The following is an 18637-nucleotide window of genomic DNA, read 5'->3' as shown; positions in this document are numbered from 1 at the left end:
CATGATCGCAGAGGACATCGCCCGGCAGCTTCGCGCGGCGGGCCTGCGCTGGCAGCCGGCATCCGGCGACACCTTCGCCATCGACCGGCCCGGGATGGAGGGCGAGCGGTTCACGGTCAGCGATATGACGATCGAGCCGCACCACTTCGACACCGGGACGATCCTCGGGTTCAACGGCACAACGGAGTGGGCGCTGGATTCGCTGGCCGTCGAGGACGCCCTCTGGATGCCGCGGGAGGACCAGCTGCGCGAACTCCTCGGCGGGACGTTCCGGCACCTCGCGCGCACGCCCGACGGGTACCGGGTGACGGTGTTCCTGGAAGGCCAGGAGCGGTACTTCGAGCACGACGACGCCGCGACCGCGTACGCGCAGGCGCTGCTGTCGCTGATCGGGGCGGCGGTCTCCTAGACCCTCGCGGTCGGCTCCCAGGCGTCGGGGGCGAGGATGCGCGCATCCAGCTCGTCGACGCTCCTGGCGCCCGCCAGCCCCAAGGTGATGTCGAGTTCGGCGATCGTGTTGCGCAGCAGTTCCCGCACGCCCGCTTCACCGCCGACCGCGAGCGCGTAGGCGTACGGGCGGCCGATCGCGACGGCCCGCGCGCCGAGGGCCAGGGCGACCACGGCATCCGACCCTCCGCGGATGCCGCTGTCGAAGAGCACGGGAGCGCGGCCGTCCACCGCGGCGACGACGCCGGGCAGCGCGTCGAGTGCGGCGACCTCGCCATCGAGCTGACGGCCGCCGTGATTGGAGACCTGCACGGCGTCCATCCCGGCATCGAGCGCCCGGCGCGCGTCGTCCGGATGCAGGACGCCCTTCAGCACGATCGGCAGGCGGGTGCGCTCGCGCAGGAACGCGAGATCGTCCCAGGTCAGGGACGGGTCGGCGAACACGTCGAGGAACGTCTCGACGGCGGCGAGTGGCTCGCCGGAGCGCAGCTTCTCGCGCAGCGGGCCGGGGTGATGGCGCAGGATGCTCGCGAAGGCGGCGACGGCAGCCGGCGTCGGAGTCGGTCGCGGACCGCTCCCTCCCGCTTGTGCGTGCTCGCGCACCAGCTCCTGAAAGACGGGGTCGCTCGTGTACTGCGCGATACCCAGACCGCGGCTGAACGGCAGGTAGCCGAGGGCCAGGTCGCGCGGGCGCCAACCGAGCACGTGCGTGTCGAGGGTGACGACGATCGCTTCGCAGCCGGAGCGCTCGGCGCGGGAGACGAGGCTCGCGACCAGTTCGCGCGACGAGCTCCAGTACAGCTGGAACCAGCGGGAGGCGCCGGGCGCGGCGGCATCCATGGCGGCAACCACCTCCTCCATCGGCTGCGACGCCTGGTTGGAGAGTACGGCGGGGACGCCGAGCGCGGCGGCCGCGCGGGCCGCTGCGACGTCGCCTCCGCGTCGGGCGAGGTCCAGCACGCCGATCGGGGCCAGCAGCAGCGGTGTGGGGTGGCGGACCCCGAACAGCTCGACGGAGAGGTCGCGGGCGGAGACGTCCCGCAGCACCCGGGGCACGATGCGTCGGCGGCTGAAGGCGTCGAGATTGGCGGCGGCGGTCCGTTCCAGCCCGGCGGAGCCGGCGATGTAGGCGAAAGCCGCCCGGCTCAGCCGGCGCTCCGCCGCCCGCTCCAGCTCCGCGTACCCGACGGGGATGCGCGGCCGCCGCCCGCCGACGCCGTCGCGGTAGATCTCGGACTGGGCATCCCTGCCGGCGCTGGAGGTCATCCACCCATTGTGTCCCGCGCGCCGAGTTGTCACGACACGCCGTGCGGGCGGGCTCCGCGACGGCGTGTCGCGTCAAGTCGGCGGGACGTGGGTGGGCGCGTCAGCGACGGCGGTTGCGCTTGCGGCCGACGGCCGCCTCCCGCGAGGCGACCTCCGGGTTGCGGGAACTGTGCGCGGAGCGTCCGCGCACGATGCCGATGAAGTCGTCGACCAGGGGATGCTGGTCGTCGCGCGGCCAGGTCAGGCCGATCCTGCTCTGCGGGGCGTCCGCGACTCGCATCGCCGTCACGTCCTTGCGTCGCAGCGCCTTGGCGACGGATGCCGGGAGCAGGGCGATGCCGTCCCCGGCGGCGACGCTCCGCATCAACGCCTCCGACGGTCCGCCGGTCACCCGTGGCTCGCCCTCGAGGTCGGCGAGGTGCAGTTCCTCTTCGAGCGTCAGCAGGTGCTCGTGGTGCATCACGACCACGACGTCCTCCGCGTACAGCGGGATCAGGTGGCGATCGTCGTCCGGTTCGGCGTCGCGGGCGAACGCCATGTCCGCTTCTTTGGCCGCAAGAGTGGCTAGCGGGTCGTCGCTCGGCCGCACCACCAGCTCGACGCGGGGGAAGCGCTCCTCGAAGGCGCGCGTCCATTTGCCGACGGTGACACCGAGCGGGAAAGCGATGGCGAAGCGGGAGGGCACGTGACGAGGGTAGCGAACGGTAGCCTGGAGGTTATGAAGGCGCAGACGATGAAACCGGCCACAGCGGCCAAGAAGCTCGGCATCTACCTGCCGGCGGCGCCCGACGACTTCCGCGACCGCGAGATCAGCCGCACCGAGCTGGATGCGCTGACCGCCGAACCGCCGGAGTGGCTGCAGACCCTGCGCGCCGAGGGGCCGCATCCGCGCGACGTGGTCGCCCGCAAACTAGGCGTCTCCAACTCCGGACTCGCCCGCGGCGGCGTCACCGAGGCGCTCACCACCGCCGAGATCAAGGCACTGCTGGAGGACCCGCCGCAGTGGCTGGTGGATGAGCGCGCGACCCAGGCGGCCGTGCGCGCGGAGAACGCGCGGGTGAAGCAGCGCGACGCGGAACGTGCCGCGCGGCAGACCGCGGAGTAGAGCTACATCCCGGGCGGCTGGCCGGTGCCGTCCGGCGTGCGCGTCGCAGACCGCGCGGCCCGCGCGACGGCCTGCGGACCGGTCAGCAACGCGCGGCGCCACGGCGCGACCCCGTCGATCTCGGTCTGCAGCGAGAAGCTCAGGATCGTCCGGATGAGGACGATGATGCCCAGGACGAACGCGTCGGTCAGCGACGGGGCCGATGTCACGGTCCTCACCAGGTCGGCCGCGACGAGGATCTCCAGGCCCAGCAGGATGACGCCCCCGAAGCTCTCCCGGAGCGTCCGGAACGCCGCCGAGCCGCTGCGCTGACGGGCCCAAGCGACGAGCGCCAGCCCGATCGCCACGAGGAACCCGAGCGCCATCACGGCCACCCCGGCGAACTCGAACGCCGTGGCGGTCGTCTCGAACAGGCCGTGCGCATCCGCATCCATGCGCTCATCGTCCCGGATCACGCCCCGGAGTTGACGCAACACGCCGTGCGGGCGCCGCCTGCGACGGCGTGTTGTGTCAGCTCGAGGGGCGTCATGATCTTCCTCCCACGAAGTCTTCATGAGTGGGCGCACCACGCCGCCCAGGATCGAAGACCCGTCCCTTCTGCGCGCAGGTGAGGAACACCGTCTACGCCATTCGATGACGATTGGATCGCTTTGCGCAAGAGAAATATGAGCCTGACGGCTATTGGTGTCGCCCTGCTCTGCCTACCCGTTGCTGCCGCTCCGGCTGCTGCGACAGAACCGAGTAATCTCCTGGCCGTCGTGACGGCCGCAGACCCGCTTGCGGTCGCTGACGCGGCCGATGTACCCACTCTCAGCACGGGCATCAACGTCATCGCGGCAACGGTCAAAGACGTCAAGGTCACGATCCCGCTGGATCCAGCTGCCGGTATTCAGCTCGACGACGGAAGTCGAGGATGACGATCGGTCTTCCTTCGGCCTCGACGTCGGCCGACGCCACGCCGCTGAGGCCGGGCGTAGTGAGCTACGACTCCAAGAACGGTTCGACAATCGTTCCTATCGTGGAGCGCTCCGGCACGATGCAGTTGAACACCGTCATCGCTCACGGCAGAGCGCCGTCGCGATACAGCTACCCACTCACCGTTCCGAAGGGTCAGTCCCTCGCCTTGGCACCCGACGGAGCAGCCTATGTCTCTGGTGCGGGAAAGGTCTCTGCGTACTTCCCGGAGCCGTGGGCCAAGGACGCGAACGGACGTGATGTCCCGACGCATTTCGAGATCAAGGGCAACACCCTCACGCAGGTTGTGGATCTCGCCTCCGCTTCAGCCTTCCCCGTTGTGGCAGACCCCCAGTTCGCCTGGCACCTCCTCCTTCCGTCTGTGAAGACGAACCGCTCGGAGACCAAGCAATTGACCGGTATCGGAGCGGGACCGGCGGGCGTCGGCGCGGCGGCCAAAGCCTGCAGCGCCGTGGTCAAGGTGGCCGGAGCGGTAGGCGCAACGCTGTGCGGACTGAACGTCGTATCCATCATGTTCAACGCATCGAAGGCTTGGTACGACGGCAAGTGTGCTCAGTTGCTGATCGGCCCTGGTGTCATCGGCACCATTCCATACAAGGACGGCTACTGCCGATGAGCTTTCACCGTCTCTTCAGCAGAGAAACGCGACTCGCTCTGAGTGCAACTCCGGCGCGGAATCTCATCAGCTGGATCATCGTCCTGATTCCGCTGGCCATCAGTCTGATCTGGCCGTGGCTGCTGCCCTGGTGGGGCTGGAGCCTGGTGACCGTCGTCGTCTTCGTCGGCCTTTCGGTGCTCGGCCGCAGCTGGGCCGACAAGGATCTGCCGCACGACGACGACTAGTCGATCGGTGACCGGAGCCGGCCCGGGAGGGGCGGCCCGTTCCGGTCACCGCACCAAGAACTCAACCACAGCCAAGGCAACCTTGCTCACCGCGGCCGCATTGCGCTCTAACTGGAGACGCAGCGTCCACTTCTCGTCGCGGATCACGAGACGTGCACCGCGGGGCGGCGCTTCACGTCGCGCTCGGCCTCGCGCAGCACCTCGCGGGTCACCGGTGCGACCTCGCCGACGCCGGTGATCAGGTAGCGGAACATGTTCGAGACCGGGTTGCCCTCGGTCCACTCGAAGTAGACGGTCGGCACGACGCCGGTGATGTCGCGGATCTCGATCAGTACGGCGGCGATGGTGTTGGGCACGTTGCCGCTGCGCACCTGCAGCACGCGATAGCCGTGCTTGATGACGCCCTGCACCACCAGGTCCTCCTCGAAGTCGGAGGAGTCGGACCGCAGCACCTCGAGGAAGATCGTCCGCGACCGCTGCGGGATGTGGCTGAACTTCCGCTCGTCCTTGTTCTTCTGCGCGTACTCGATTGTGGTGTCGACGTCGGGCTCGTGCGAGATGATGCGGATCTCGCCCTCCTCCGCGTCCTCCAGGATGAAGTCGAGCGCCGTCACATCGAAGGTGACGGACGTGGCGCGGAGCTGGAACGACCGGCCGATGCGCGACACGATCGAGACGACGAGGATGGCGAGGATGAACAGCGTCGCGATGCGGAGGCCGTCGGGTCGCTCGATGATGTTGTCGACCGTTGTGTAGACGAAGATCGCCGTGATCACCGCGAACGCCACCGTGCGCTTCCGCTGGCGTTTCCGCCGTGCCGACAGCGTCACCGCGAGGGATGCCGACGTGATCAGCACCAGCACGCCGGTCGCGTAGGCGCCGCCCTGCGCATCCACACTCGCCTCGAACACCAGCGTGATGAGGAAGGCGATCGCGGTGAAGACGAGCACCAGCGGCCGGACGGCGCGCGCCCACTGCGGCGCCATCCCGTAGCGGGGGAGGTACCGGGGCACCAAGTTCAGCAGGCCGGCCATGGCGGAGGCGCCGGCGAACCACAGGATGAGGATGGTGCTGATGTCGTAGACGGTGCCGAACCCGTTGCCCAGGTACTCGTGGGCGAGGTACGCGAGCGCGCGGCCGTTGGCCGGTCCGCCCGGCTGGAAGTCCTTCTGCGGGATGAGCAGCGTCGTCGTGAAGCTCGACGTGATCAGGAAGACGCTCATGATGATCGCGGCCGTGGTGAGCAGACGGCCGGCGCCCCGGATGCGGCCCTTCGGATACGCGGGATCGTCGTCCGGCCGCCCCTTGATCTGCGGCATCACGGCGACGCCGGTCTCGAAGCCGGAGAGGCCGAGGGCCAGGCGCGGGAAGACGATGAGGGCGATCCCGACAACGACCAGCGGGCTCCCGTTCTGCCGGAACAGGGCATCCCACCAGTGGTCGATCGCGGTCGGATGCTGGAACACTTCCACGATCGACGTGCTCACGACGACCACGTTGAGCGCCAGGTAGATCGCCACCAGCACGACCGCGATGCCGATGGCCTCCTTGAACCCGCGGAGGAACACGGCGCCGAGGAGCGCGAGGAGGAACAGGGTGAGGAGCACGTTGTTGCCGTGGAACCAGTCGGGCGCGTACGGGTTCTCGATGGCGTGCGCGGACGCGTCCGCCGCCGACAGCGTGATCGTGATCATGAAGTCGGTCGCCGCGAAGCCCAGCAGCACCAGCACGAGGAGCTTGCCCGCCCACCAGGGGAGCAGCCGCTCCAGCATGGCGATCGAGCCCGACCCCTTGAAGCTCTCGCGCGCGACCCTCCGGTAGACGGGAAGAGCGCCGAGCAGAGTCAGCGCGACGAGCACCAGCGTGGCGAAGGGCGAGACGAGGCCCGCCGCGAGCGCGGCGATGGCGGGCTGGTAGCCGAGCGTCGAGAAGTAGTCCACGCCGGTGAGGCACATGACCTGCCACCACGTGTGGGTCCGCTCGGGGCTGCGGCCGTGCGGTCCCTGCTGGGTACCGCGCTCATCCACGAGGCCGGTGAGGAGCCAGCTGCGCAGCCGCCCACCCTTCTGGGCGCGGGGCGCAGGGCGCGCTTGCCCGGGAACCGGGATCGGGCTGCTCGACATTCGCGTCCCTTCGCCTCACGCACTCATCGTCAGCGTAGCGCTCAGCGGAGTGCTCGCCACGCCGCTCGCCACGCCGTTCACCGAGCTGTTCACCGAGCTGTTCACCACGCCGAGACGCGGTAGTCCTTGAGGAAGACGCCGTGCAGGTCCTCCCCGCCCTCCCCGCGGACGATCGGGTCGTACACCCGTGCGGCCCCGTCGACCAGGTCGAGCGGCGCGTGGAAGCCCTCTTCGGCGAGCCGCACCTTGGTGTGGTGCGGGCGCTCGTCGGTGATCCAGCCGGTGTCGACGGCGGTCATCAGGATGCCGTCGCTCTCGAACAGCTCGCCGGCGCTGGTGCGCGTGAGCATGTTGAGCGCCGCCTTCGACATGTTGGTGTGCGGGTGACCGGCGCCCTTGTAGCGGCGGCCGAACACGCCCTCCATCGCCGACACGTTGACGATGTACGAGCGGCCCGCCGCAGCGAGCGACGGACGCAGCCGGTCGATCAGGATGAACGGCGCGGTCTGGTTGCACAGCTGCACCTCGAGCAGCTCCAGAGCGTCGATCGAGCCGATGGCCTGCGTCCAGCTGTTCACGTGCGCCACATCCGGCACCAGGCCGCCGGCGTCGATCGCGCTGCCGTCGGCGTGCTTCGCGAGCGACGAGGAGCCCGCCGCCATCGCGGCGCTCGCCAGGTCGTCCGCGGTCAGCACGCCAGGGCCGGCAAGCTCCGCGATCGTTCCGCGGACATCGGCGGCGGAGAGCAGCGGATGCGCGGCCACCGAGCGCTCGAGGGCGAGGGGATGCGGGTCCGCGGTGTGCCCGAACGTCTCCAGCTCCGGGAGCGGGCCGTCCGGTAGGGGCTGGGTCTCCGCCTCGGCCAGCAGCGAGTAGGCGCCCGGCGAACGGCGGACCGTCTGTGCGGCGTTGTTGATGAGGATGTCGAGCGGCCCCCGCGAGGCGACCGAGTCGGCGAGCGCGATCACCTGGGCGGGGTCGCGCAGGTCGATGCCGACCACGCGGAGGCGGTCGATCCAGCGGCCGGCATCCGGCAGCTGCGAGAAGCGGCGGACCGCGTCCCTCGGGAATCGGGTGGTGATGGTGAGGTGGGCGCCATCCCGCAGCAGCCGCAGGGCGATGTGCATGCCGATCTTGGCGCGCCCGCCGGTGAGCAGCGCGCGCTTGCCGGTGAGGTCGGTGCTCGCGGTGCGCTTCGCGTGGCTGAACGCCGCGCAGGACGGGCAGAGCTGGTGGTAGAACCAGTCGACCTCGGTGTAGTGCTGCTTGCAGATGTAGCAAGGGCGCGAGGTGAGCAGGGTGCCGGCGGTCCGGGATCCGCTGGTGCTGGAGGTCAGCTCGCGCCCGCGCGTCTCGTCGTCGATGCGGTCGGGCGCGCCAGTCGCGGTCGCGGCGATCACCGCACGGTCGGCCTCCGCGACCTGCTGACGCAGCTCCCGCTTCCTGGCCTGCTTGGACGCCTTGAACATGTGGGCGGTCGCCCGGCGCACGGTCACGTAGTCGGGGTGCTCCTGGTCCAGCTGGTGCAGCTGTCCGAGCACGCGGAGGGTGACGGCGAGATCGTCGGGGTCGAGGCCGGAGTCGGCCGGGGTTTCGGGAGGCACCGGAGAATTGTACGCGGTAGGAGGTGAACAGACGCCCGGAAGGACTCGGACGGATGCGCCGTGCACCGGTCAGGCGAGCGTGCGCTCTGCGGACGAGAGCAGTACGCCTACGAGCTCGATGAGTTCCTCCCGGGCGGTCTCCGGCGACTCGTCGGGCAGGCTGCCCCGGCGGGCCGGATCACCCGACTCGAGGCCGGCGACGACGTCGACGGCGAGCTTCCAGCGGAGGGCAATCGCCGCATCCACACCCTGGCGGATCTGGGCCGGCGAGACGGTAGGGACCTGATCGCGGAAGCCGTCGATGTACGCCTGTACCGCGTCGTCGAAGACGGACGTGATGACGTGCACCGACGCATCGCCCCGACGCGGCGAGAACAGCAGCGAGGCGAGGTCGGCGCCGACCGTGCCGGGGCCGATCGACTCCCAGTCGATGAGCACGGTCGCGGCGGAGATGCGGAACACGTTCGCGCCGACGGCGTCGTGATGGCAGATGGTGTGCGGGAGGGATTCGAGGACACCGCGCACCCGGGATTGGGCGAGGATGAGCCGCTCGACGTCAGCGAGCCGGTCTCCGAACCGCGCGACGGCAGCCGGATGCGCGCGCCGCACCGTCGCGAGCCCCCGCTCGACGGCCTCCGGCTGGCCGTGCCGGTCGATCCAGCCGGTGAAGAACCAGGCCTCCGCGCTCGGGCGACCGAACCAGTGGCCGTTCATGCTGCCGAGGTCGCCCGCGGCGGCGAGGATGGCCTGCGCATCCAACGGGCGGGAACCTTCGTGCTGGACGTCCTCGATCCAGAGGGTGATCGCGCCGTCGGCTTCCAGCAGTGTGCCGTAGACGCTGGGGGCGTGGGTGTGGTCGGGCATGTCGTCGAACAGTCCGGACCGGTAGGCGTCCAGCTCGCGCACGCCGTTGTCGTACAGGTACGGTGCCGCGAGGTGCGGCCCGTCGGTGCGCTTCTCGATCAGCGACCAGGGGCGGCGTTCGCCGTCGACGAGAGCCTCGCCGTGAAGTCGGCTCAGCTCCCGGTGTGCGAAGAAGGCGTCGTAGTCGAGCCGTGTCTCTTGGACCGGACCCCGGACGACGTCGTCGCCGCCGAGCATCGCGCTGACGGCCGCCTCTCGGCTGTCTGCCGTCACACGATCCATGCGTCCATCCTGCCGCATCGTCTCAGGCGTCCGCCCCGCGGGCCGTCAACGATCGGGACGCCTACTCGACCGCGAACTCCAGCCAGGCGAGGCCGCGCAGGTCGAGGCAGAGGCGGCCGCCGCGCTCGGCGGCGACCGCCAGCACGTCGCCGCAGACCGAGCAGCGGACGACGAGCCCGTGCTGGTCCACGTACACCCGTCCGCGTGCGACGACCGACTTGTCGCCGCAGTTGGCGCAGCAGCCGACCGCGGTCGTGACGTCGGCCGCGAAGACCTCCGACAGCATCCCGGCGGCCGCGTTGCCGTCGAGGTAGTCCTGGTCCTGGTCGCTGTCCGTCATGGGGTGCCTCCGATGCCGCCGTAGCGCTCGGTGCGGATCCGCGCCGGCTCGTGGCCGGCATCGACGAGCCAGCCGGAGACGGCCTCGACGAACGGCGTCGAACCGCAGATGTAGAAGGTGGGGGAGTCGGAGGCCGGGAGCACGCGCTCCATCAGGCCTTCGGCGGTCAGGCGGCCGGGTGCGGATGCCGCCCCGGCGGGCGCCTGCCGCGTGTAGACGTAATCCACTCGCAGCGGTGCGGTCGTGTCGCCCGCGAGCGTCGCCAGCTCGTCGGGGTAGTAGCCGGACGCGGGTGTGCGCAGCGAGTAGAGCATCCGGAACGGGGCCATGCTGGCCGCCGCCGCGTGCGCCCGCGCCATCGACATGAGCGGGACGACGCCCGAACCGCCCGCGATCAACTGCACCGGTGTGCTGTCGCCGTCGCGCCAGACGAACCAGCCGCCGACCGGGCCACGCACCTCCAGCTGATCGCCGTTCTGCAGGCCATGGACCAGGTAGGGGGAGACCTCGCCGTCGACGAGCTCCTCCACCGTCAGCTCCAGCTCGTCGTCGGGCAACTCATGCGGCTCCAGAGCGCCGCGACCGCCGCCGGACGCGATCGAGTACGACCGCACGGCCTGGTACCCGTCGGGCGCCGTGAGCCGGATGTCGACGTGCTGCCCCGCGAGGTGGCCGCGCAGGCCCGGGATGCGCAACCGGATGGTGCGGGCCGTCGGGGTCTCCATTCGCGTGTCCACCACGTCGGCCACTCGCCATACGCTGCTCACCAGTAGCGCTGTTCCTTCCAGGGGTCTCCGTACATGTTGTAGCCGTTCTGCTCCCAGAAGCCCGGCTGGTCCTGCGGGAGCATCTGCAGCCCGTTGACCCACTTCGCGCTCTTCCAGAAGTACAGGTGCGGAACCAACAGGCGCGCGGGGCCGCCGTGCTCGGGCTCCAGATCCTTGCCGTCGAAGGTGTGGGCGACCCACGCCTTCCCGCCAAGAAGGTCGGCGAGCGGCACGTTGGTCGTGTAGCCGCCGTAGCTGTGCGCCATCGTGTATTCGAAGCTCGTGTCGACATCCTTGAACAGGGTGTCGAGGGCGACGCCGCGCCACGAGGTGCCCAGCTTCGACCAGCTGGTCACGCAGTGGATGTCGGTGCCGACGTCCTCCTGCGGGAGCGCCAGGAACTCGTCCCAGCTCCAGCGGTGCACGTCGCCCTTCTCGGTGGTGATCGTGAAGGCCCAGTCGTCTTTGGCGATCCGCGGAGTCGGGCCTGCCGAGAGCACCGGGAACCCCTCGGTCAGATACTGACCGGGTGGGAGGCGCGGATCCTCGGTCCTGCGACGGCCGGAGAAGCCGGAGGAGATGATTCCCATGGGGGCAGCATATGGCCGCGGAGGTCCTCCGGTCTACGACGGAACTCGGTCTGGCGGCGCGGCCGGTCTAGGGTGAGGAGCATGACCGCCGTCAACCTGGGGCTCCCCTTCCGGGCACCGGCGCGTCCGGCCGAGGCGCCGAGCCTCGAAGGCCGGCCGGAGCATCCCGGACTGCTCGACCGGTTCGGCCGGGTCGCCCGCGATCTGCGGGTGTCGGTGACCGAGAAGTGCTCGCTGCGCTGCACGTACTGCATGCCCGCGGAGGGCCTCCCCGCGATCCCGCGCGACGACCTTCTCAGCGCGGCCGAGATCGCGCGCCTGGTCGGGATCGGCGTGCGCGACCTGGGTGTGCGGGAGGTGCGGTTCACCGGCGGCGAGCCGCTGATGCGCGCGGACCTCGCGGAGATCATCGGACGGTCGGCCGCGGTCGCGCCGGGCGTCGACCTCTCGATCACGACCAACGGCATCGGGCTCGACCACCGCATCCACTCACTGGTGGAAGCCGGCCTCACCCGTGTCAACGTCTCGCTCGACACGGTCGACCGCGAGCACTTCGCCCGGCTGACCCGCCGCGACCGCCTGCCTGCCGTGCTCGCCGGCATCCACGCCGCCCACGCCGCGGGTATGACCCCGCTGAAGCTGAACGCGGTGATGATGCGCGACACGCTCGACGATGCGCCGGCCCTCTTGGCCTGGGCGCTGGAGAACGGGTGCCGCCTGCGCTTCATCGAGCAGATGCCGCTCGACGCCGACCACAACTGGATGCGCGAGAACATGGTGTCCGCCGAGGAACTGCTGGCCGTCCTCGGGCAGCGATTCACCCTGGTCGAGGTGGGCCGGGACGACCCGCACGCTCCGGCCGAGGAGTGGCGCGTCGAGGGCTGGAGCGTGGATGGGCTCCCCGCGACGGTCGGCATCATCGCGTCGGTCACCCGGTCGTTCTGCTCGGCGTGCGACCGCACGCGCATCACGGCGGAGGGAACCGTTCGGTCCTGCCTGTTCGGCGACGACGAGACCGACCTCCGCGGGCTGTTGCGGGGCGGCGCGGACGACGCCGAGATCGCCCGATGGTGGCGCGGAGCCATGTGGGGCAAGCAGTCCGGGCACGGCATGGATGCGGCCGGCTTCGCCCCGCCCGTGCGCAGCATGGGGGCGATCGGTGGCTGAGGTGCTCGTGCGGTACTTCGCTGCGGCGGAGGAGGCTGCGGGCCGGCCCGAGGAGCGCGTCGAGCTGGCGTCGGCGACCGTCGGGGGGCTGCAGGCCGAGCTGGTCGCACGCTACGGCGAGGCGATGGAACGGGTCGTGCGGTCGGGGTCGTTTTTGGTCGGAGGCGTCGTGTCGCGGGATCCCTCGCGCGAGCTGACCGGCACCGTGGATGTGCTCCCCCCGTTCGCCGGCGGCTGACGCGCCGGTCCTGTATTCAGGACGGGTAGATGGTGACGGCGTCCGCGGGGACGTGGAGGGCGACGCGGTCGCCCACGCGCAGGCGCAAGTCGGCGACCACGGCGGGCGGTACGAGCGCGTCGAGGCGGTCGGTGCGGACGCGCACGAGGTCGGCCTGCGGTTCGAGCGCGGTGACGGTGGCGGGGATGCTGCCGCCCGCCTCGCCGCCGTCGACCGCAGCACCGCGAGCGGCGATCCGCACCGCTGAGGGCCGGACCGCCGCCAACGTCGCCGAACCGACAGCCAGCCCCGAGACAGCTTCCCCCGCAAGGTGGATGCCGTCGGCCGTCAGCAGCCCGTCGGCCGTCCGCACGCCGCTGAGCAGCGTCAGCCCCGACAGCTCGGCCGTGAACGCGTGCCGAGGCCGCTCCAGCACCTGGCGCGTCGGTCCCTCCTCCACCACCCGTCCGTCGTGCATCACGGCCACCCGGTCGGCGAGGAGGTACGCATCCAGCGCGTCGTGGGTGACGAGGACCGTCGTCCGTCCTGGCAGCACCTCGGCGAGCGTCGCGCGGACCTCCCCGGCGACGGACACGTCGAGCGCGGACAGCGGCTCGTCGAGCAGCAGGAGGCGCGGCTCGGCGGCGAGCGCCCGTGCGATCGCGACACGTTGCGCCTGACCGCCCGACAACTCCGCCGGCCGGCGGTCGGCGAACGCGCTCGTGCCGGTGCGCCGCATCCACTCGTCGGCCCGGTCGGCCGCCTCGGCGCGTGACACTCCGGACGACCGGGGGCCGAAGGCCACGTTGTGGCGCACGCTGAGGTGCGGGAAGAGGAGGGCGTCCTGCGCGAGGAGTGCGACACCGCGCTGGTGCGGCGCTCGCCACATCCGCGGCAGGTCGAACAGCGTCCCGCCGCCGAGCGTCGCCCGGCCGCGATCAGGGCGGAGGAGCCCGGACAGCATCCCGAGCACCGTGGACTTGCCCGCGCCGTTCGGGCCGAGCAGCGCCACGGTCTCGCCGTCCGCGACCGAGAGCTCGACCTCCACGTCGCGCGCCGTCGATGAGGCGCTCAGCCGCAGACTCATGCGGCGGTCCGTCCGGCCTGCCGTGGGGCTCCCGTGCTGACCCGCGCGCCGCCGCGACGCCACGGTCGCATGCCCTCGCCGGCCCCGTGCGCGACAGCGACCACGGCGATCGCGACGGCCACCAGCACGAGCGACAGCGCCACCGCGGCATCGGGATCGGTCTCCCGCTGCAGGTAGATCTCCAGCGGCAGGGTGCGGGTCACGCCCTGCAGGCTGCCCGCGAAAGTGAGCGTCGCCCCAAACTCGCCCAGGGCCCGCGCGAACGACAGGATCGACCCCGACACGACCGCGGGCAGCACCAGCGGCAGCGTCACCCGGAACAGCACGGTCAAGGGGCGCGCGCCGAGCGTCGCTGCGACCGCCTCATACCGATCCCCGGCCGAGCGGAGCGCACCCTCGAGGCTCAGGACCAGGAACGGCAGAGCGACGAACGTCTGCGCGATCACCACCGCCGGGGTCGAGAAAGCGACGTTCAGGGCTCCGCCGAGCAGCCCGCGCCGCCCATACAGCGCGAGCAGCGCCAGGCCGCCGACCACCGGCGGCAGTACGAGCGGCAACAGCACCACCGCACGCAGCAGCCGCTGTCCGGGGAACGGCACCCGCGCCAGCACGATCGCCATCGGGACGCCGAACACCAGACAGCCGACCGTGGCCAGCAGCGACGTGCGCAGGCTGAGGAGGAGCGCATCCACCGAGGAGGGTGACGTGATCAGCGGGATGAAGTGCGCCCAGTCGACCCGTGCCGCCATCGCGAGCAGGGGCAGCAGGACGAAGAGTGCGCCGGCCGCGGCGATCGCGACGATCCACCCGGGGATGGCCGAACGCGGACTCATCCTCGCCTCACGGTGCGCCGAAGCCGGCGGCCGCCAGCGCCTTCCGCCCGGTGGGACCGGTGACGAACTTCACGAACGCTCGCGCTCCCGCCGGGTTCGGCGCGTGCGCGACGGTCGCGATCGGGTAGACGTTGATGGTCTTCGCCGCCTCCGGGAAGGGGACCGACTGCACGCTCGAACCTGCGCCTTTCACGTCGGTGGCGTAGACGATTCCCGCATCCGCCTCGCCGGAGGAGACCTTGCCGAGCACGTCGGTGACCGACGACTCCTCGCTGACCGGTGCGAGGGTCACGTCGGCGGACTTCTCGACCTTCGCCGTCGCCGCCCCGCACGGCACCTGCGGGGCGCACACGACGGTCCTGACCGAGGGGGATGCCAGATCGGCGAAGCTCTTCACGTGGGCGGGGTTGCCGGGCGGTACCGCGATCGCCAGGACGTTGGTGGCGAAGTCGGTGGGCGAGCCGTCGATCGCACCGCCGTCGACGGCTTTGGTCATGTTGGCCTCGTCGGCGGACGCGAACACGTCGGCCGGAGCGCCGGCGGTGAGCTGGGAGACGAGGTCGGACGACCCGGCGAACGAGAAGGTGACCTTCGCGTCGGGATGCGCCTTCTCGAACTCCTCACCGAGCTCGGTGAAGGTCTTGGTCAGGGATGCTGCGGCGAACACCGTGACGGTGCCGGTCACGTCGTCGGTCGGGCTGGGCGTCTTCGAGATCGCGGCGGGTGTCGTGGCGCAGCCCGAGAGGGCGAGACCGAGGGCGACCGTCGCCGCTCCCACGAGGGCGGAGGCGCGCACCATCCTGCGGCTCATCGCTTCACCGTCGAAGGGGATGCCGTGGGGGCTTCGACGATGACATTCGTCGCCTTGATCACCGCGACTGCGACGGAGCCGAGCTCGAGTCCCAGCTCGCGGACGGCTTCACTGCTGATCAGGGAGACGACCCGGTGCGGGCCGCACTGAAGTTCGACCTGCGCCATGACTTTGTCCATCACGATGTCCGTCACGAGCCCGACGAAGCGGTTGCGGGCCGACGCGGCGACGCCCGAGGGGTCCCCGGGGAGCACCGCGTTCTGCTTGGCGAGCTGCGCGAGCTCCAGCCCGTCGACGACGGTCCGCCCGGCTTCGTCGCGTGAGCTGGACAGCACGCCGCCGTCGATCCAGCGGCGGAGGGTGTCATCGCTGACGCCGAGGTAGAGCGCGGCGTCCTTGATCCGTATGTGCGGCACGAAACCGATCCTAGTTCCGCAGGTGCGGAACTAGGAAGCGCGGCTAGAGCCCCACCCACTCCGACGCACCGTCGGTGAAGTGCTGCCGCTTCCAGATCGGGACACGCGCCTTGATGATCTCGACCAGCTCCGCGCACGCGGCGAACGCCTCCGCCCGATGCGGCGCGGCGACCGCCGCGATCAGGGCCAGGTCGCCGATGGTCAGCGAGCCGACCCGGTGCTGGGCGGCCACCCGCAGGCCGGTCGACCGGGCGACCTCCTCGCAGCAGGCCCGCAGGAACCCTTCTGCGTCGGGATGCGCCCGGTAGTCGAGCGACACCACGCCCTTGCCACCGTCGTGGTCGCGGACGATGCCCTGGAACGAGACAACCGCCCCCGCCTCGGCGCGCCAGACGAACTCATCCACCGTCGAGGGGTCCAACGGGTCGACGCTGATGGTCGCCAGCACGTCGTTCACGAGTGGTCCCCTCCGCGCAGCTGGTCGAGCAGGTGCGGCAGCAGGTCGTCCAGCACGGCGAGACCGTCGAGGACGCCGCCGCGCGAGCCGGGGAGGTTGACGACGAGGGTGGAGCCGGCGGTGCCGACCAGCCCGCGGCTGAGGGCCGCGAGCGGGGTGGCCTCAGCACCGCGGGCGCGCAGCGCCTCCGCGATGCCGGGCAGTTGTCGGTCCAGCAGTGCCGCAGTCGCCTCCGGCGTGCGGTCGGTGGGCGAGACGCCGGTGCCCCCCGTGGTGATGAGCACCCGCGGGCGGGCGGCGACGGCCTCGCGCAGGGCGGCATCCATGTCGGCGTCGGCGACCACGTACACCTCGGCGGGGAGGCGGCGCTCCGCCAGCCACTCGGCGATCACCGGACCGGTCGTGTCCTCGTAGACGCCGGTCGCGGCACGAGTGGAGGCGACGAGCACGATGGCGGCGGATGCGGCGGCGGCCTGTGCGGCGGCCGGTCCGGGAGCCGTGGCGCCCTCCGCGGCAGCCTCATCCACGGCAGCCGCATCCTCCCCGTCCCGCCGCCACTCGCCGCGCTTCCCACCGCTCTTCGCGACGAGCCGCACGTCGGTCAGGCTCGCGGCCGGGTCGACCGCCTTCACCATGTCGTGCAGGGTCAGCCCGGCCACGGCGACCGCCGTCAGCGCCTCCATCTCGACGCCGGTGCGCCCGTGGGTGCGCGCGACGACCTCGATCTCGATGGTGCCGGCGTCCGCATCCAGCTCGAAGTCGACGCGGACGCTGTTCAGCGGCAGGGGATGGCACAGCGGGATGAGCTCACTCGTCCGCTTCGCTCCGCCGATGCCCGCGATCCGAGCCGTGGCGAGAACGTCGGCCTTCGGGAGGTCGTCGGCCGCGACCAGCCGCACGACGTCCGGCGTGGTCACGAATCGCCCCCGGGCGACGGCTTCGCGGTCGGTCTCCGGCTTTCCTCCGACGTCGACCATGCGTGCGCGGCCGTCGGCGTCGAGGTGGGTGAGCTGCGTCATAGCGTCCAGACTGTCACGGTCGCTCCCGCTTCGACGGCCTCCGCCTCGGCGGGCACGTCGATCAGCACGTCGGCGCGCGCCATCCCCGCGACCAGGTGCGACGAGTGGCCGGCGACGGGCGCAACGCCACCCGAGCCATCGAGGAGGCCGCGGAGGAACTGCCGTCTCCCCGGCACCGATTGCAGGTCTGCGGTCAGCGCGGCCTCGACCGGAGGGATCGGCGGCAACCCGGCGGCTGCGCGCAGGGGATCGCGCAGGAACACCACGAACGACACCTGCGTGCTCACCGGATTGCCCGGGAACGCGAACACCGGAACCCCGCCCACCACGGCCGTCGCCTGAGGGCCGCCGGGCTGCATCGCGACGGTGGTCACGTCGGCACCTCGGGGGTGCAGCACCTCGCGGACCACCTCGTATGCGCCCTTCGAGATCCCGCCCGACGTGATGACGAGGTCGCTCTGCGCGAGGGCGTCGTCGAGGATGCGCTCGAACGCCGCCGGGTCGTCATCACTGCTCGCGCGCACCGACACCGTCGCCCCGGACTCCTCCACCAGGGCCGCGAGGGCGACGCCGTTCGCGTCGTACACCTGCCCGAACCCTGGGGCACCGGACGAGATGAGCTCCGACCCGGTCGTCAGGATGCCGACGCGCAGCCGGGCCCGCGCCCGCACCGTCTCGACGCCCGCGGCAGCGAGCGCGGCGAGGTGCCGCGGGGCCAGCCGCGTTCCCGCTGACACGAGGACCTCGCCGCGACGCACGTCGCTTCCGCGCTCCCGGACGTACTCGCCGGCCGCACGGGACCGGCGGATCTCGACGACCGCGCCCTCCAGGTCGTCGTCGCGTCCGAGCACCAGCTCCGTGTCCTCGACCGGGACGATCGTGTCGGAGCCGGTCGGCACCGGCGCGCCGGTCATGATCCGCAGCGCCGTGCCGGCGATGAGCGTGACCGGGCTCGTGTGCCCGGCCGGGATATCGCCTGAGACTTCGAGCGCGACGGGTGCCGAGCGGATGTCGGCGGCACGGACGGCGTAGCCGTCCATCTGCGAGTTGCGGAAGAGCGGCAGATCCACCTCCGACCGCACCTCCTCGGCCGTCACCCGGCCGAGCGCGGCGTCCAGCCGCACGGTCTCCTCCGGCGGCTGCTCGGAGAGCGGTTCCAGCATCCGCGCGATGATGCCGGCGTGGTCTTCGACGCTGCGCGCCTGCCCGGACGGGTCCCGTGTCATGGGTTCAGTATCCCGCGTCCGCCCCTTCTGCGGCTGGCGGCTTCACCGCGTCCGCCCCGCCGTCGGATCGCGACCCGTGCGTCGGAGTTCGCGGCTCCATCGTCGGAGATCGAGACCCTTCCGTCGGACATCGCGCCGATCCGTCCCCGGATCTCCATCCGCACCGCGGTCCGTCGGAGATTCGCGACGTTCTCTCCG

General features: G+C 71.2%; 23 protein-coding genes. 7 read left to right on the top strand and 16 right to left on the bottom strand.

What is annotated here, in order from left to right:
- Position 1: 1 nt before the first annotated feature.
- Complete coding sequence (locus AB4Z18_RS11405) at positions 2–409, top strand: hypothetical protein (RefSeq protein ID WP_441782791.1); 408 nt, start codon at positions 2–4, stop codon at positions 407–409.
- On the opposite strand, the gene AB4Z18_RS11400 is transcribed toward AB4Z18_RS11405, so the two are convergent.
- Together AB4Z18_RS11400 and AB4Z18_RS11395 are read right to left on the bottom strand one after the other, a co-directional pair.
- Complete coding sequence (locus AB4Z18_RS11400) at positions 406–1713, bottom strand: alpha-hydroxy-acid oxidizing protein (RefSeq protein ID WP_441782790.1); 1308 nt, start codon at positions 1711–1713, stop codon at positions 406–408. The genes AB4Z18_RS11405 and AB4Z18_RS11400 overlap by 4 nt on opposite strands.
- A 100-nt stretch (positions 1714–1813) precedes the next feature.
- Complete coding sequence (locus tag AB4Z18_RS11395; RefSeq protein WP_441782789.1) at positions 1814–2398, bottom strand: LysR family transcriptional regulator substrate-binding protein; 585 nt, start codon at positions 2396–2398, stop codon at positions 1814–1816.
- A gap of 33 nt (positions 2399–2431) precedes the next feature.
- On the opposite strand from AB4Z18_RS11395, the gene AB4Z18_RS11390 reads away from it, so the two are divergent.
- A complete protein-coding gene (locus AB4Z18_RS11390; RefSeq protein ID WP_441782788.1) occupies positions 2432–2818 on the top strand; it encodes a DUF5997 family protein in 387 nt (128 codons plus the stop codon).
- Between the two features lie 2 nt (positions 2819–2820).
- Here the strand turns inward: AB4Z18_RS11390 and AB4Z18_RS11385 are convergent, their stop codons facing one another.
- Positions 2821–3273 carry a DUF1622 domain-containing protein gene (locus AB4Z18_RS11385; protein WP_441782787.1) on the bottom strand — a complete coding sequence of 151 codons (453 nt, stop codon included), beginning with the start codon at positions 3271–3273 and terminating at the stop codon, positions 2821–2823.
- Between the two features lie 303 nt (positions 3274–3576).
- Between AB4Z18_RS11385 and AB4Z18_RS11380 the strand changes: the two genes are divergently transcribed.
- From AB4Z18_RS11380 to AB4Z18_RS11370, 3 genes are read left to right on the top strand one after another with little or no spacing between them, the layout of a single operon-like run.
- Positions 3577–3735: a hypothetical protein gene (locus AB4Z18_RS11380; RefSeq protein WP_441782786.1), complete on the top strand. Its 159-nt coding sequence runs from the start codon at positions 3577–3579 to the stop codon at positions 3733–3735.
- On the top strand, positions 3732–4409 hold the full coding sequence (locus AB4Z18_RS11375; protein ID WP_441782785.1) for a hypothetical protein: 678 nt from the start codon (positions 3732–3734) through the stop codon (positions 4407–4409). The genes AB4Z18_RS11380 and AB4Z18_RS11375 overlap by 4 nt, the downstream gene beginning before the upstream one ends.
- Entirely contained in the window at positions 4406–4636 is a 231-nt protein-coding gene (locus AB4Z18_RS11370) for a hypothetical protein (protein WP_441782784.1), read from the top strand. Before AB4Z18_RS11375 ends, AB4Z18_RS11370 begins: the two co-directional genes overlap by 4 nt.
- A 143-nt stretch (positions 4637–4779) precedes the next feature.
- Here the strand turns inward: AB4Z18_RS11370 and AB4Z18_RS11365 are convergent, their stop codons facing one another.
- From AB4Z18_RS11365 to AB4Z18_RS11340, 6 genes are all read right to left on the bottom strand, one after another.
- Positions 4780–6759 (bottom strand): amino acid transporter, encoded by a 1980-nt coding sequence (locus tag AB4Z18_RS11365; protein WP_441782783.1) that lies wholly within the window; start codon positions 6757–6759, stop codon positions 4780–4782.
- Between the two features lie 101 nt (positions 6760–6860).
- A complete protein-coding gene (locus AB4Z18_RS11360; RefSeq protein WP_441782782.1) occupies positions 6861–8363 on the bottom strand; it encodes an SDR family NAD(P)-dependent oxidoreductase in 1503 nt (500 codons plus the stop codon).
- Positions 8364–8432: 69 nt separating this feature from the next.
- Entirely contained in the window at positions 8433–9509 is a 1077-nt protein-coding gene (locus AB4Z18_RS11355; protein WP_441782781.1) for a phosphotransferase, read from the bottom strand.
- Between the two features lie 61 nt (positions 9510–9570).
- Positions 9571–9849, bottom strand: coding sequence for a DUF6510 family protein (locus AB4Z18_RS11350; protein ID WP_441782780.1), 279 nt, complete (start codon positions 9847–9849; stop codon positions 9571–9573).
- The gene (locus AB4Z18_RS11345) at positions 9846–10598 is read right to left on the bottom strand and encodes an FAD-binding oxidoreductase (protein WP_441783012.1); all 753 of its coding nucleotides are present in this window, start codon (positions 10596–10598) and stop codon (positions 9846–9848) included. The genes AB4Z18_RS11350 and AB4Z18_RS11345 overlap by 4 nt, the downstream gene beginning before the upstream one ends.
- 14 nt (positions 10599–10612) lie before the next feature.
- A complete protein-coding gene (locus AB4Z18_RS11340; protein WP_441782779.1) occupies positions 10613–11206 on the bottom strand; it encodes a sulfite oxidase-like oxidoreductase in 594 nt (197 codons plus the stop codon).
- Between the two features lie 81 nt (positions 11207–11287).
- Between AB4Z18_RS11340 and moaA the strand changes: the two genes are divergently transcribed.
- Both moaA and AB4Z18_RS11330 read left to right on the top strand, forming a co-directional pair.
- A complete protein-coding gene (gene moaA, locus AB4Z18_RS11335; protein WP_441782778.1) occupies positions 11288–12373 on the top strand; it encodes a GTP 3',8-cyclase MoaA in 1086 nt (361 codons plus the stop codon).
- On the top strand, positions 12366–12611 hold the full coding sequence (locus AB4Z18_RS11330; RefSeq protein ID WP_441782777.1) for a MoaD/ThiS family protein: 246 nt from the start codon (positions 12366–12368) through the stop codon (positions 12609–12611). Before moaA ends, AB4Z18_RS11330 begins: the two co-directional genes overlap by 8 nt.
- A 16-nt stretch (positions 12612–12627) precedes the next feature.
- Here the strand turns inward: AB4Z18_RS11330 and AB4Z18_RS11325 are convergent, their stop codons facing one another.
- From AB4Z18_RS11325 to AB4Z18_RS11295, 7 genes are read right to left on the bottom strand one after another with little or no spacing between them, the layout of a single operon-like run.
- A complete protein-coding gene (locus tag AB4Z18_RS11325; protein ID WP_441782776.1) occupies positions 12628–13677 on the bottom strand; it encodes a sulfate/molybdate ABC transporter ATP-binding protein in 1050 nt (349 codons plus the stop codon).
- On the bottom strand, positions 13674–14510 hold the full coding sequence (locus AB4Z18_RS11320; protein ID WP_441782775.1) for an ABC transporter permease: 837 nt from the start codon (positions 14508–14510) through the stop codon (positions 13674–13676). The genes AB4Z18_RS11325 and AB4Z18_RS11320 overlap by 4 nt, the downstream gene beginning before the upstream one ends.
- A gap of 7 nt (positions 14511–14517) precedes the next feature.
- Entirely contained in the window at positions 14518–15321 is an 804-nt protein-coding gene (gene modA, locus AB4Z18_RS11315; protein ID WP_441782774.1) for a molybdate ABC transporter substrate-binding protein, read from the bottom strand.
- On the bottom strand, positions 15318–15737 hold the full coding sequence (locus AB4Z18_RS11310) for a TOBE domain-containing protein (RefSeq protein ID WP_441782773.1): 420 nt from the start codon (positions 15735–15737) through the stop codon (positions 15318–15320). The genes modA and AB4Z18_RS11310 overlap by 4 nt, the downstream gene beginning before the upstream one ends.
- 43 nt (positions 15738–15780) lie before the next feature.
- Positions 15781–16194: a molybdenum cofactor biosynthesis protein MoaE gene (locus AB4Z18_RS11305; protein ID WP_441782772.1), complete on the bottom strand. Its 414-nt coding sequence runs from the start codon at positions 16192–16194 to the stop codon at positions 15781–15783.
- On the bottom strand, positions 16191–17213 hold the full coding sequence (moaCB, locus tag AB4Z18_RS11300; protein ID WP_441782771.1) for a bifunctional molybdenum cofactor biosynthesis protein MoaC/MoaB: 1023 nt from the start codon (positions 17211–17213) through the stop codon (positions 16191–16193). Before moaCB ends, AB4Z18_RS11305 begins: the two co-directional genes overlap by 4 nt.
- The gene (locus tag AB4Z18_RS11295; protein ID WP_441782770.1) at positions 17210–18439 is read right to left on the bottom strand and encodes a molybdopterin molybdotransferase MoeA; all 1230 of its coding nucleotides are present in this window, start codon (positions 18437–18439) and stop codon (positions 17210–17212) included. The genes moaCB and AB4Z18_RS11295 overlap by 4 nt, the downstream gene beginning before the upstream one ends.
- Between the last annotated feature and the right edge of the window lie 198 nt (positions 18440–18637).

It is taken from the genome of Leifsonia sp. 2TAF2, assembly GCF_052115085.1.
Classification (GTDB): Bacteria; Actinomycetota; Actinomycetes; order Actinomycetales; family Microbacteriaceae; genus Leifsonia.
Note: the sequence above shows the minus strand (reverse complement) of the source record. Positions and strands in the feature narration are given on the sequence as shown.

Bases quoted from the DNA above. Each gene is read 5' to 3' on its own strand.
- moaCB (WP_441782771.1), bottom strand. From the start codon at position 17,213: ATGACGCAGCTCACCCACCTCGACGCCGACGGCCGCGCACGCATGGTC.
- AB4Z18_RS11340 (WP_441782779.1), bottom strand. From the start codon at position 11,206: ATGGGAATCATCTCCTCCGGCTTCTCCGGCCGTCGCAGGACCGAGGAT.
- AB4Z18_RS11325 (WP_441782776.1), bottom strand. From the start codon at position 13,677: ATGAGTCTGCGGCTGAGCGCCTCATCGACGGCGCGCGACGTGGAGGTC.
- AB4Z18_RS11370 (WP_441782784.1), top strand. From the start codon at position 4,406: ATGAGCTTTCACCGTCTCTTCAGCAGAGAAACGCGACTCGCTCTGAGT.
- AB4Z18_RS11320 (WP_441782775.1), bottom strand. From the start codon at position 14,510: ATGAGTCCGCGTTCGGCCATCCCCGGGTGGATCGTCGCGATCGCCGCG.
- AB4Z18_RS11390 (WP_441782788.1), top strand. From the start codon at position 2,432: ATGAAGGCGCAGACGATGAAACCGGCCACAGCGGCCAAGAAGCTCGGC.
- AB4Z18_RS11400 (WP_441782790.1), bottom strand. From the start codon at position 1,713: ATGACCTCCAGCGCCGGCAGGGATGCCCAGTCCGAGATCTACCGCGAC.
- AB4Z18_RS11405 (WP_441782791.1), top strand. From the start codon at position 2: ATGATCGCAGAGGACATCGCCCGGCAGCTTCGCGCGGCGGGCCTGCGC.
- moaA (WP_441782778.1), top strand. From the start codon at position 11,288: ATGACCGCCGTCAACCTGGGGCTCCCCTTCCGGGCACCGGCGCGTCCG.
- AB4Z18_RS11365 (WP_441782783.1), bottom strand. From the start codon at position 6,759: ATGTCGAGCAGCCCGATCCCGGTTCCCGGGCAAGCGCGCCCTGCGCCC.
- AB4Z18_RS11350 (WP_441782780.1), bottom strand. From the start codon at position 9,849: ATGACGGACAGCGACCAGGACCAGGACTACCTCGACGGCAACGCGGCC.
- AB4Z18_RS11375 (WP_441782785.1), top strand. From the start codon at position 3,732: ATGACGATCGGTCTTCCTTCGGCCTCGACGTCGGCCGACGCCACGCCG.
- AB4Z18_RS11295 (WP_441782770.1), bottom strand. From the start codon at position 18,439: ATGACACGGGACCCGTCCGGGCAGGCGCGCAGCGTCGAAGACCACGCC.
- modA (WP_441782774.1), bottom strand. From the start codon at position 15,321: ATGAGCCGCAGGATGGTGCGCGCCTCCGCCCTCGTGGGAGCGGCGACG.
- AB4Z18_RS11355 (WP_441782781.1), bottom strand. From the start codon at position 9,509: ATGGATCGTGTGACGGCAGACAGCCGAGAGGCGGCCGTCAGCGCGATG.